This is a genomic window from Actinomyces israelii DSM 43320, assembly GCF_000711965.1.
Classification (GTDB): Bacteria; Actinomycetota; Actinomycetes; order Actinomycetales; family Actinomycetaceae; genus Actinomyces; species Actinomyces israelii.
In genome coordinates, this window is sequence record NZ_JONS01000036.1 from 22,076 (window position 1) to 33,704 (window position 11,629).

The window sequence follows — 11,629 nt, forward strand, 5'->3', positions numbered from 1 at the left end:
CCCGGTCACCGGGTTCCCCAACCCTCGCGGCCCGCCCCGTCCAGCGGCAATGACCATGTAACCAGCGACTCCTGGAAAACCGCCCCGCTCCGCCTGTGAAACACCTAGGAAATCGCCCCCTTCGTCGAGATCGGTTCAGTTCCGCACCGAGATCGGTCGTATTCCGGCTCGAGATCGGTTCAGGGAGACTCGAGGCGCCCGCCGCCGGGCCTCCATCGGCTCTCCGAGACCCTCGGGAGACCGACCTGGACCGACGCACGGCCCGAACCCCTCACGTGCGACCGCGGGCATCGGGCCGCTCCTCGGAACCAACCATCAGTCCCTGTTGTGACCTGTTGTGACACCGCCGCCCGAAGAGCTGTCGCAACAGGACCCAAGCAGGCCGAACAGGACCGGGCCCGCGGTGCCGGGTTGTCTCTCCCGGCCCGCGGGCCTGCGGCATCGAGGGGCTCGCCCAGGTTCCCTGCTGTCCGGGAGAGCACATCCTCCTTCGCCGGAGCGAGTTGTCGGGGCTCCCTGCGACCCCGACGCATCTCGGCCGGGCCAGTCGCTAGGGAGTCGTCCCTATGCGGCCCGTACCGTCCGACGGCAGTATCTATGTAACCCTCCCGACCTGAATGCACGCCCCCACATAACCTGTGAACGTTCTATGAATGCTGTGCCTTCGTGGCTCCCGTAGCCTGGGCTTATGAACGACGCGCGGGCAGGGCGGCCTCCGCCGCCGGAGTCTCCCACGGCATTGACGTCGGCTCCTCCTGCCGCTGATGCCGACGTCGTCTCTATGCGCGTCGAGCTCGCGCGCGGCTACGGGCGGGTCACCGTCGACGAGTGCCACTACGCTGCCCCTCAGGCGCCCGCGTACTGCGAGGAGCGGTGACTGCGGCGCGACCTCCTGGTGGGCGCGGGCGCGGCTGCGCCGGCGGGCGCGCCCGCCGGCATGGGCCACGACTGCCAGGCGCCGCGCTCGACGTGCACGGCCGCCCAGGTGCGCAGGTACGGGTTCAGTCCCCACGCCTCCAGGAACCGCCAGGGCCCGCCGTCGCGGTGCCGGGTCTTGACCGAGACGCTGAACCTGACGTGCTGGAGCTCGTCGAGGCGTATCGGGCCCTCCATGGAGTCCAGCTCGGCCAGCCCGGGCTGGCGCGCCGGCCGCTGGCGCCCCGGAACGGTCTCCAGGTCCCGGACGTAGGCGTAGGCGTAGGCCACGTGGCGCACCTCCACGTGCCTGCCCCGCCAGATGGCCCGCACGCGCGCCACCGAGAACGTCCCGTCGAGCTGTGAGGTCGCGATCGGCCTGGTCATCCACCACTTGGAGTAGTTCCGGTCGACGCCGAACCCCTGCGGGCGCGGGTAGTAGGGGTCGGCCTTCAGCAGCGTCACCGGCTCGGGGTACACGTGGTCGCGGTCGTGGAACTCGGCCGCCTTGAACGGCACACCGCCGAGCACCGCGAACATCTGCCCCGAGGCCGGGACCGGCCCCACGTACGACGGCGTCCATCCCGCCAGCGGCGCCTCGGGCGCGGAGCCGGAGCCGTCCAGTCCGCTGAAGCCCCGCGGCAGCACCACCCGCCAGTCCATGAAGCGGTCGGGGACCGACGCCGTCAGCTCGCCGTTCGTCGCCGTCAGGGCCCGGGTCTGCTCCACGACCACCCGCGTCAGCCTCGACAGGTCAACCCAGTCGCCGAGCGCATCGCGCTCGTCAGCGCTCACCCGCGCCGTGTCCCCCCACACGTCCAGCAGCCGCACCGGCGTGCGGTCGAGCATCGCCGTCGCCGCGGCCCGGAAGCCGTCGATGGCGGTCTCCGACGGGAGCTGCCGCCCCCAGGCGCCGCGGTCGCTCCAGGCCGAGAAGTCCCTGGGGCAGTCGATGCTCTGCGGGACCAGCAGCGACCACCCCCCGTCGGGGGGAAGCACGTACTGGTCGAACTCGCTGCCCCAGGACTGCCCGGACGACATCCACATCGCCGACGACGTGTCCCACCGCGTCACCGCCCCCTCCGGGAGCAGCGGCCTCTCCGAGCCGTCGTCGGCGATCAGGCAGGCCGAGCGCGCGTAGTCGCCCACCCGGACAGGACCCGACAGTGGCGGCACCACGGCGCCGCTCACGGCCTCACCGGACCGGCGTACCTGTGAGAGTCCTTCCACCTGTTCATCATCCTCACGTGCTCGTGTCTGTCGCGCTCGCCGCGCGGGGCGCTGGAGCGGCTCACTGTGCTGCCGAGTAGCTGTCCGGCTATTGTCGATGCTCTGCGGCGCCCGGGCGCGCGCTGCGTCGGCGGGGAGCTCGGCGCGGTCGTCCCGGCCCCGGTCCGGCACGAGCCGCCGCGCCGCGCCGGCTCATGCCGCGTCCGTTCCCTGACGACGGCTGGCGAGCTCCGCCCCCAGGCTCTGGGCCGGGCCGCCGAGTAGGCCGTCCTGGCTGCAGGCGTCGATGGTGGAGCGGATGGTCTCGATGGTGGAGATGAACCGGCTGTTCCAGGCCTTCCGGTAGGCCCGCGCCGGTGCGCGGTCGGTGTTCGTCGCGTCGGCCTCGTCGTCGGTCCTGTCGTCCTCCTGGGACCTGTGCCGCAGGCTGCCGACGCCCGGGTCCAGGTCGACGGCGGCCCGAACCCGCTCCCAGGCGCCGTCCGGGGCCGTGCGCTCGCTCGCCGCCGCGTCCCGGTAGGCGTCCAGCGCCTCGACGAGCGTGCCGGCGATCGGGTCGGCGCTCAGCCGACACAGCCACTGGTCGGCCGCGGCGCCCGAGCGCTCGGGATGGAGCCCCAGAATGTCGAAGAGCCTGGCGTGCAGGTCCGCCAGGCCGAGGTCGCGGGACGCCGCTGGGGCCGGGCGCTCCGGCATGCGCTCGAGCTCGAGGCGGTGCAGGTCGAGGGCGAGGGCGTAGAGCCGGCCGAGCCCGGTGGCCAGGCTCGCCAGCACCTGATCGCGGTTGGTCGTCGACAGGCGCCCGTCGCGGATGGTCCTCAGCCCGTCGTCGATGAGGTCGCTGGACGAGGACGCCTTGAACTGCAGCTCAAGATGCTGCTGAGGCGTCAGGTCCGTCGCTACCGCATCGTGTGATACCACAACGTGATCATAAGTGGTACGAGCATCCCCCGCTGGCGACTCGCGGTGCCTCCCGGGTGTTGCGGACCGCACCCCGGGCGCACCCCGGGCGGCGGCGCCCGGCAGGCGCCTCGGACCGGTCTCGAGCCGGAAGTGAACCGATCTCGGCGAAGAGACAACGAGATGAGGAGTGAGAGGGGGCTGCCGGGCGCCGCCCTCATCGACGACGCCGATCGGCGGCCCGGGCGACAGGGAGGAACCCGGCGCCGTTGACGGGTTCCCGGAAGGGAAGAATCTCATGGCCGACGCCGCCTTTCTGTGATCAAGGTCACGAATCGGGAGGTGATCGGACATCCCGTCATCTTCGGCGACCGTTTCACCGGTCGTCGCAGGACCGAGGTCCCCTCGTCGGGCCCCGTGGCCGCCCGGTCCGCTGCGGTTTGTCAGGACTACTGCCGGGCGTCCTCCGGCTGCGAACGCCCGTCCCGGCCGCGAGTGCCGCGCACTGCCGCCGATCCTCGCCCGCCCGCCGCCCGTCGCCCGCTCTGCCGGACGGCACGCGTGCGCCGACCGGAACAGCCACAGTTGCCGTCGTGTGGCTACCCTGGCCCTGTGAGTCCGACGCCATCGCATGAGCCACAGCCCGACCGGTGCGCTGAGCAGCGGGTGGCCGTCATCATCCCCGCCAGGGACGAGGCGGAGCGCATCGCGGCCACGGTGCGCGCCTGCCGGTCCATTCCCCGCGTCGATCTCGTCGTCGTCGTCGATGACGGCTCTGCCGACGGCACCCAGGACCACGCCCGCGCCGCCGGAGCGGTGACCGTTCGCCACTCCGTGGGCCGCGGCAAGGCCTCAGCCCTGGAGACCGGCGCCAGCGTGGTGGGGATGCGCGACTATGAGGACGGTCCTGCGCGGCTGCTGCTCTTCGTGGACGCCGACGTGGGGGACACCGCCGCCGCCTGCGCCGAGCTCGTCCCCCCGATCGTCGACGGCGTCGCCGACATGTCGATCGCCGTCCCGCCCAAGCAGGCGGGGGCCGGGGGGCGCGGCCGCGTCGTGCGGCTCGCGCGCTCCGCCATCGCGGTCGCCACCGGCTGGTCGCCCGTCGCGCCCCTGTCGGGGCAGCGCTGCCTGACGCGGCGGGCCTACGAGGCGGCGGAGCCGCTGGCCGAGGGGTGGGGCGTCGAGGTGGGCCTGACCATCGACGTGCTCGTGGCCGGGATGACCGTCATCGAGGTCCCCTGCAGCATCACCCACCGCGTCACCGGCAACGACAGCGCCGGCCGTCTGCACCGCGCCTCCCAGTACAAGGACGTCCTGCGGGCGGTCGCCGGCCGCCGGCTGCGCCGCCGTCGGGTGCCCGCCAAGGCCATGAGCCGGGAGTCCGTGCGCGAGCAGTCGCCCTTCCTCGCCTATCAGGCCTGGGACGGCCCGGCGTCCTGATCGTTCGGCGGGGGCGACGACGGCGAGGGCCCAGCCGGTGCGGGCAGCACGGCTGGCGCGAGCGGCCCAGCCGGTGCCGCAGACGCGGCGGCGAGCCGGGCGGCGAGGACCGCGGTGAGCGCCGGTGCGGCGGCAGCGGCCGAGAAGCACAGCATGGTCAGCCCCGAGTCGTTGACGAGCACCTCGACGACGACCAGCACCGCCAGCGCCCGCCCCAGCGGGCCCAGCCATCCCGGCAGCGCCCCCGGGCGCGCGAGCCACGCGTAGGGCCCCCGACCCCGCCGGGCCTCGTGCACCGCGCGCCTCGCGGCCCGCGCGACGAGCGCCGCCGCGCCCGCCCCGACGACGAGCCCCGCCAGGGCGAGCCTGCTGGTGACGAAGGGGGCGACGAGGGCCGTCGCCTTGCGCGTGAGGGTCGGTCCCGCGGTGCCGGTGAGCAGCTGGCCGAAGAACCGCCCCAGGTGCGTGCTCGAGCCGCCGATGAGGAAGTCGCCCAGCCCGAGCAGGAGCACGACGCCCACGGCGCCCGCCCCGACGCCGGCCCACCGCCACCACCCCAGGCGCACGCCGGCCAGCCCGGCCCCCAGCGCCACCAGGGCCGGCACCAGGGACAGGGCCCCGCCGACGTCGGCGCCCGTGCTCGGCGCCGCGTCCACAGCCAGGGCCGCGGCCCCGAATCCGGCCACGAGCGCCACCGTGAGGGCCCGCTGCCGCTCGCGCGACCCGGACCGCGTCGCCACCAGCGGGCCTGCCCACGCGGCGATCGCCACCAGGAGCGAGGCCGCGGCCAGCGCGAAGGCCGTGTTGGACACGCCGTAGAACCGCCCGGCCACGACGGCGTTCATCCCCAGCGGCCCGTTGAAGGCGAGGGGCGCCCCCTGCGCGGCGTCGATGAGGATCATGCCGGCCGGGAGCACCACCAGCATCTGTACCGAGACCAGCGCCCCGCGGCCCCTCGGCGTCACGGAGCCGGGATCCGCGCCCGCGAGCCCGAGCTCCGCGAGCAGGCGCTGCGCCGCCTGTGGGCGCAGACGCTCCGTGAGCGCCAGCGCCGCCCGGGCCAGCGCCGCCGTGACGACCACGAATCCCGTCGCGAAGACGAGCCCGGTGCCGAGCGTCACCGGCGTCGCAGCGCCTCCGGCCCGCCACCAGGGCACCCCGTTGGCGAGCCAGAGGCCCGCCGGCAGCATGGCCACCAGGCAGGCCGCCCAGGCCAGGGCGCGCAGGCGGGTCGGCGAGGGCCCGGTGCGGGGCGCCTCGGCGAGAGCCGGCTCCGCAATCGGCGGGGCGACCTGGGCGTCCGGCGGGGCGGCGCCCGTGGCCGGCCCTGCAGACGGCTCGGCCTCCGGCGGGGCGGCCTCGTTGACAGGCGGGGCTGCCTCTGTGCCTGCCTCCGTGGCCGGCCGGGCGTCCGGCGCGGCCGGCGCGGCTGGCCCGGTGCCCGGCCGGGGACGCTCGCCGCCCACAGCGTCCTGCGGCCCATCGCTCACCGCGTCCCGCGGGGAGCGCAGCACCCGGGCCGCCGCTAGCCCCAGCGCCAGGGCGGCGCCGATGAGCGCCAGGCCCGTCGGCACGGTGGCGCGCCGGGAGGCGCGGGCGTGGAGGGCGTCGTCGGCCAGCGCCCGTGCGCGCGAGGTCCCGTTCACCGGGTTGCCGTTGCCGAGCACGCTGCGGGCTCCGCCGAGGGAGTCCCGGTACTCGTGCGCCATGTCCAGCGGCTGCGACCAGAACGAGCCCGGCGTCTGGCCGGTGACGGCCAGGGCGAGCGGCGGGGCCAGGTCGGTGAGCTGGATGAGGCCCCGCCGGTGCGTGGAGGCGCCTACCAGGAATAGGTTATTTGTCCCCAGCGGGGAGATCGTCCCCGGGGGCAGGATCGCCAGCTGGGGGCCCGGGTCCGTGGCGTCGGCGACCGAGGCGACGACCACGCGCGTGCCGGCGGGGGCGTCTGCCAGCGGCTCCAGGGCGTCGGCCAGCGCGAGGATCCTCTCGGCGTCGGAGCTCGCCAGGTCGGCGGTGTCCGCCGTGCCGGCCGCCTGCGGGACGGTGTCCGCAATGATCAGGTCGGGCGGGTCCTCCCGGGCCAGGAGCTCGCTCGGGGAGCCGCCGACCGCCGGGCCCGCGCCGTCGTCGGTCAGCGCCAGGGCCCCTCCGCGTCCGACCGCCGCCGTCGTCGCCCCCGCGCGGGCCAGGAACCCGGCGAGGGCGCCGGCCCGCGCGGTCGCCTCGCCCGTGCTCCCCGTGACTCCCGCCGCCTCGGTCCAGTAGGCGGGCCAGCGGCAGCCGGCGGCACCGTCGCCCGAGCGCTCGGCGGCGCGCACGCGCGACCCCGCGCCGAGCGTCAGCCAGCCGTCGGCCGGGCAGGTGCGCTCCCCGACGGTGCGGGTGACGAGGTTGACCGGCTGCCCGCCGTCCGCATAGGCGAGCAGAACCTTGGCCGCCGCGGCCAAGGAGACGTCCGTGGAGTCGGCGGCGGTCAGGAGGTCCGCCCAGGTCAGGTCCACAGTGCCCAGGACGACGACGGGCGCGCGCCTGTGGCCCGGCTCGGCCAGCTGGGCGGGCGCCGCACCCCGAGCAGCCGGCGCCGCGCCCCGGCCCGCCGGGGCCGGGGAGGACGTCGTGACCGCGGCCCCGGCGGCGGACGGGAGCCGGGGGGCGGGCGAGGCCAGGGCCGTGCCCACCATGGTCGCGATCAGCCCGATGACCAGGGCCAGGACGAGGACGTAGACCACCGCGCGCACGAAGCGCTGCTGCCGATTCCTCCGGGGCTTGCTCATGGCGTCAGGGTACGTGCGCCCGCGGGCGGGGTGGAGCGGCTTCGCGCCACCCGTTGCGGCCCCTCACGCGTAGCGGCGGGCCACCGACGCCGTCTCCGCGCCGTAGGAGCCGCCGAAGAGGAAGGCGTGGATGATGAGCATGTGGAGCTGGTGCAGGCCGACGCGCTCCCGCCACCCGTCCGCCAGGGGCGAGATCTCGTGGTAGCCGGCGACGATACTCTCCAGGTGCCGCTGCCCGAACACGCCCAGGGCCGCCAGGTCCGTCTCCGCGTGCGCGCCCTGGGCGAGCGGGTCGATGAGGACGCCGACGACGTCGTCGCGGCTCTGGCGGTCGGCTGCATCGGCTGCGCTGTCGGCGGTGGCCGGTCCCCGCCCTGCTCGGGGCGGCCCCCAGTCGATGGTCCGTCCAGGCACCCACATGACGTTGCCGGTCCACAGGTCGCCGTGGGTGCGGGCGACGGCGACCCGGTCCCCGCGCTCGCGGGCCCCTCGGCGCACGAGCGCGGGCTGGTCGGCGTCGAAGTCCCCGTCGCGCAGGCGCTCGCACACCTTCTCGATGACGGCGACGCCCCGCTCGGTCAGCGACCCCTGCTCGAGGCAGGGCGCCAGGTAGGGGACCAGACGGTCGTCGGCGAAGAACTCGCCCCACCGCCGGGGCGCGGCCGTGGCGGGCTCGCTCCGGTGGGGGCGGATGCGCTCGTTCGAGCGGCCCATCTGCGTACGGCCGTCCCAGCCGGGCGGGGCCGCCCCGAAGGCCGGGGCGCCCGCGGCGTGCGTGACGGCGAGCGCGCGCCCGAAGGCCTCCGCGGCGGAGGCCGTCACGGACCCGGCGGCGAGCCGGGGCTCCTCGATCCACCCCGGGCCGGTGGTCACCGGGACCACGTGGGCGCCGCCGTCGGCCATGGGCTCGGCGAGCCACTCCAGGCCGAGCGCCTCCAGACCGGTAGCACCCGGGAGGTCGTCGTGCTTGCGGATGGTGGGGTGGGCGCTGCTCATCCGCCCAGCCTATGCGCCGCCCCCGCTCGCCCGCCCCCTTCGTCGAGATCGGTTCACTTCCGCGTCGAGATCGGTCCGAGCGAGCTGTCGGACGGGGCCGGGGTGTCCCGAGCGCGTGGGGCGGTCACCCTTGCGCTCGCGGCGCTCGGCCCAGTTGGCGGGGTCTCTCCAGCGCGTGGGGCGGTCACTTCTCGGGCGCCACGGCCGTCTCGCCTCGACGCGCGGGCGCCGTTCGACCGCCGGCCGAGGGATCGTGGCCGCCGGACCGATGGGTTTGCACATTCGTCTGCATTCTGTGTCGTGCATAACCGCGGGATCGTGCGGAAACAAGGCCTCGGGGGCGGACGAAGAGCCTCTCCCATGTGCACTGACCCCCCTCGGCGCACGTGGGAGCACGTCAACCGATTGTGACGATTCTCAGGAAAACGCAGAATATCAACTAAAAGTGTTGCTCGTTCCGCAGAGGGCCTGCTCTCCCATGTGCAGTTCCCGTGGTCGGCCCCGGTCCACCTTGCGCGTAGGCGCGGCGCGACCGGCCTGCCCGGGCTCGCCAGCGCCCACGCGCCTGAGAATCAACCGTTTAGGCTTGGGGCCATGAGTCCCGCCTCCACCTGGTCCTTCCTCGGGCCCTCCGGCACCTTCTGCGAGATGGCGCTGCGGCAGGTCGCCCCCGACGACGTCGTCCTCGACTCCTGCCAGGACGTCCCCAGCGCCCTGGACCGCGTGCGCGAGCGCGCCGCCGCGGCCGCTGTCGTCCCCATTGAGAACTCGGTGGAGGGCGGCGTCAACGCGACCCTCGACAACCTCGTGGCGGGCTCGCCGCTCGTCATCACCGCCGAGATGGCCGTGCCGATCACTTTCGTCCTGGCCGGGCGCCCCGGCACCGCGCTCGACGGCGTCCGCGCCATTTCCACCCACCCCCACGCCTGGGCGCAGTGCCGCGGCTGGGTCCACCAGCACCTGCCCGAGGCGGCCTACGTCGCCGGAACCTCCACCTCCGCCCCGGCGCGCGCCCTGGCCCGGGCCGACGGTGCCGCGGCCCGGGAGGCCCTGGGGTACCAGGCGGTCTTGTGCAACCCGCTGGCCGCCCAGCAGTACGGCCTGGAGGTGCTGGCCGGGGGCGTGGCCGACAACCCCGACGCCGTCACCCGCTTCGTCAGGGTCATGCGGCCCGGGCGGGTCGGCGAGCCCACCGGCGCGGACAAGACCACGCTGCTCGTCCAGCTGCCCCACGACCGCTCGGGCGCCCTGCTGAGCATGCTCGAGCAGTTCAGCGCTCGCGGCGTCAACCTCACCCGCATCGAGTCCCGGCCGGTGGGGGACTCCCTCGGCCGCTACCGCTTCTCCATCGACGCCGAGGGGCACATCCGGGAGGAGCGCCTGCAGGCGGCCTTCATCGGCCTGCACCGCACCTGTCCGGTGGTGCGCTTCCTGGGCTCCTACCCGAGGCTGGACGCCCGCCCTGTGGTGGTGCCCGCCGGGACGAGCGACAAGGACTTCGTCGTCGCCCGCGCCTGGGTGGGCGACGTCCTGGCGGGCCGGACGCTCTGACGCCCTGAGCGGGCCCCGCTCGCCTTGTTCACCCGCCCGCCCTTTGCCGAGATCGGTTCACTTCCGCGCCGAGATCGGTTCGGGGACCTGCCGCGACCCTTGATCTCAGCCTTCTGGCCCGAACGGTGCGGACGCGGACCAACAGGGAAAGGGGGTCGTCATCAAGGGGGCGTGCCACCGGGAAGACGGAGGCGGCTCGGCGGAAGGCGGCATCGGAGCTCCGGCTCGATCTTTCCGTGCCCTGCGCGACCCGCGCCGCTTTCTCGCCTACCTGCGGGCTGTGGCCGCACTCGAGTCGCAGCCCACCTCCTTCTCGGCTCTCACTCGCAGGATGCAGGAGGAGCTCACGGCGGCTGTTGGTGCGGCCGCCGTTCCCGCCCTTCATGACCTGGCCGGGCGGATGTTCCTCGTTGAGGACCAGCCCGCATGGTCCCCGCGCCTGAGGCCCAAGGAGGCGGCCGCCAGGGCCCCGACGCGCCGCCTCGCCGACCCCTCTCTCGCGGCCGGCCTTTTGGGCGCCGGAGCCGACCGGCTGCTCGCAGATCCGGAGACCTTGGGATTCCTCTTCGAGGGACAGGTCGTGCATGACGTCCGTGTTTACGCCCAGGCCGCTGAGGCCCGCGGAGTCTTCCACTACCGGGACTCCAAGGGCGGGGATGAGATCGACATCGTCGTCGAGGGGCACGACGGCGCATGGCTCGGAGTCGAAGTCAATCTCGGCGGCGGTCAGATCAGTGCAGCGGCCGAGAACCTGCGGCGAGTCGCAGCCAAGATTGAATGCACGCCGGTCGGGCTCGTCGTGGTTACTCCTTCCGGCATTGCGCACCGAAGACGACGGCGTCGTCGTGCCCTTGAGCACGCTCGGGCCGTGGGGGCGGCGCCGGCGGGTCCTGTCCGGCTCCCGGGCCACGGGCGTCGAGCCGTTCGGCCGACCGGCCCGTACGGGCCGGACTCGATGAGCGGCGGCCCGGGTGCGACAAGTCGGAGGGGTGGAAGTGTATAAGAAATTGCCGCTTTCGTGCGGGCGCATAGGGCCGGGCCGCGAAATACACTTCGCTCATGGTGAATCCCGATCCCGACCTGCCGCAGAATAGCCCCGGCTCTCCTCCGCCTCCTCCGCCGGGATTCTCGTCTCCGCCGCCGGCGCCTCCTTCTCCGGAGTCGGACGTGACGCCGATGTGCGGAGCGCGCGCCGGGAGCGGGGCCGGGCGTCTGCTCCGGTCGCGCCCCTGGATGCTCCCGACCGTCGTCGTCAGTGTCCTGGCGCTCATCGGGGGGACGGCGCTCGCGTGGACGCAGGGATGGATGGGCGTCCCGGACGTCGGTCGGATCCTCAGCGGGGTGGCGGGCTCCGACGACGGAGGAGAGGGGGCGGGACCGCACCGCTTCACGCCCAGCGACCTGAGCGCGGGCTACCGGAACGGAGCCGACGTGGCCTGGAGGATCGATACCGATAACATCCAGTTCAAGGCCCTGTCCGCGGACCATACGGTCATGTTTGCGGAGGACTATGAGAAGAGCTATGGCCGGAATTAAACAAAATGGCATTCTGGGGCAACTGCTGCGGGATTCCTGGTTGGCGTCTGCGGAGCACCTCGTATAAGATAATCTCATGCAGATCGACATGACGGACGAGGAACGGGACATCCTCATCAGGTGGAAGAAGCGTTCAGACACCTACAGGCTGGTGAGAATGAAGGCGGAGGCGATTGTGTACGCTGCCCGCGGCGTCGGCCTGGATATTATCGCGGAGATGGTCGAGCGGGCCGAGGGGACGGTACGTGAGTGGCTGTCGGAATGGCGGAGATACAGGATGGGCT

At 73.8% G+C, this 11,629-nt stretch carries 9 protein-coding genes and 1 pseudogene; 6 read left to right on the forward strand and 4 right to left on the reverse strand.

Annotated features, from left to right (window positions below; all coding sequences use genetic code 11):
* Window positions 1–688: 688 nt before the first annotated feature.
* Window positions 689–877, forward strand: coding sequence for a hypothetical protein (locus O145_RS18270; RefSeq protein WP_156966742.1), 189 nt, complete (start codon window positions 689–691; stop codon window positions 875–877).
* Here the strand turns inward: O145_RS18270 and O145_RS11680 are convergent.
* A complete protein-coding gene (locus O145_RS11680; RefSeq protein ID WP_229118534.1) occupies window positions 847–2,106 on the reverse strand; it encodes a hypothetical protein in 1,260 nt (419 codons plus the stop codon). The genes O145_RS18270 and O145_RS11680 overlap by 31 nt on opposite strands.
* 231 nt (window positions 2,107–2,337) lie before the next feature.
* Window positions 2,338–3,066: a hypothetical protein gene (locus tag O145_RS11685; RefSeq protein WP_043563207.1), complete on the reverse strand. Its 729-nt coding sequence runs from the start codon at window positions 3,064–3,066 to the stop codon at window positions 2,338–2,340.
* 645 nt (window positions 3,067–3,711) lie between these two features.
* Between O145_RS11685 and O145_RS11690 the strand changes: the two genes are divergently transcribed.
* Window positions 3,712–4,488: a glycosyltransferase gene (locus tag O145_RS11690; RefSeq protein WP_043563209.1), complete on the forward strand. Its 777-nt coding sequence runs from the start codon at window positions 3,712–3,714 to the stop codon at window positions 4,486–4,488.
* Here O145_RS11690 and O145_RS11695 read toward each other — a convergent pair.
* On the reverse strand, window positions 4,461–7,262 hold the full coding sequence (locus O145_RS11695; protein WP_156966743.1) for a hypothetical protein: 2,802 nt from the start codon (window positions 7,260–7,262) through the stop codon (window positions 4,461–4,463). The genes O145_RS11690 and O145_RS11695 overlap by 28 nt on opposite strands.
* Before the next feature lie 63 nt (window positions 7,263–7,325).
* Window positions 7,326–8,258: a fructosamine kinase family protein gene (locus O145_RS11700; RefSeq protein ID WP_043563212.1), complete on the reverse strand. Its 933-nt coding sequence runs from the start codon at window positions 8,256–8,258 to the stop codon at window positions 7,326–7,328.
* 594 nt (window positions 8,259–8,852) lie between these two features.
* On the opposite strand from O145_RS11700, the gene pheA reads away from it, so the two are divergent.
* The 4 genes and pseudogenes from pheA to O145_RS11720 form a co-directional block, all read left to right on the forward strand.
* On the forward strand, window positions 8,853–9,809 hold the full coding sequence (gene pheA, locus O145_RS11705; RefSeq protein WP_043563213.1) for a prephenate dehydratase: 957 nt from the start codon (window positions 8,853–8,855) through the stop codon (window positions 9,807–9,809).
* Window positions 9,810–10,050: 241 nt separating this feature from the next.
* Window positions 10,051–10,812 carry a DUF4143 domain-containing protein gene (locus O145_RS11710; RefSeq protein WP_411265960.1) on the forward strand — a complete coding sequence of 254 codons (762 nt, stop codon included), beginning with the start codon at window positions 10,051–10,053 and terminating at the stop codon, window positions 10,810–10,812.
* Between the two features lie 230 nt (window positions 10,813–11,042).
* Window positions 11,043–11,345, forward strand: coding sequence for a hypothetical protein (locus tag O145_RS11715; protein WP_156966744.1), 303 nt, complete (start codon window positions 11,043–11,045; stop codon window positions 11,343–11,345).
* A 76-nt stretch (window positions 11,346–11,421) separates the two neighbouring features.
* A pseudogene (locus O145_RS11720) lies at window positions 11,422–11,629 on the forward strand (helix-turn-helix domain-containing protein); the annotation flags it as partial.

Excerpts from the sequence above, each read along its gene's own strand:
- O145_RS18270 (WP_156966742.1), top strand. The coding sequence starts at position 689 with ATGAACGACGCGCGGGCAGGGCGGCCTCCGCCGCCGGAGTCTCCCACG.
- O145_RS11695 (WP_156966743.1), bottom strand. The coding sequence starts at position 7,262 with ATGAGCAAGCCCCGGAGGAATCGGCAGCAGCGCTTCGTGCGCGCGGTG.
- O145_RS11700 (WP_043563212.1), bottom strand. The coding sequence starts at position 8,258 with ATGAGCAGCGCCCACCCCACCATCCGCAAGCACGACGACCTCCCGGGT.
- pheA (WP_043563213.1), top strand. The coding sequence starts at position 8,853 with ATGAGTCCCGCCTCCACCTGGTCCTTCCTCGGGCCCTCCGGCACCTTC.
- O145_RS11715 (WP_156966744.1), top strand. The coding sequence starts at position 11,043 with ATGCTCCCGACCGTCGTCGTCAGTGTCCTGGCGCTCATCGGGGGGACG.